Here is a 217-nt window from a genome sequence, read left to right on the forward strand (position 1 = left end):
GACTGTGGACTGTGTCCCGGACCGTGAAGCGGGCGTTCAGGTACCGCTTCCACCCCACCCCGGAGCAGGCGGCCGAGCTTCGGTGGCGCGACGGCCGCCTCACCCTGGCGAAGATGTACGCACCGTTGGACATCGTGTGGTCCCGACCGCTCCCGCAGGGTGCGGCGCCGTCGACGGTGACGGTGTCGCAGGACCCGGCGGGCCGCTGGTTCGTGTC

The 217-nt window shown here is 71.4% G+C and carries 1 protein-coding gene; it reads left to right on the forward strand.

The genetic code is table 11. The features are described from left to right. Nucleotides 1-23 precede the first annotated feature (23 nt). Nucleotides 24-217: helix-turn-helix domain-containing protein (locus ACFHWT_RS31660; protein ID WP_416598396.1), on the forward strand; the 194-nt coding region annotated here is incomplete at its 3' end.

The sequence above is a fragment of the Micromonospora sp. LOL_021 genome (assembly GCF_048060215.1).
GTDB lineage: Bacteria > Actinomycetota > Actinomycetes > Mycobacteriales > Micromonosporaceae > Micromonospora_E.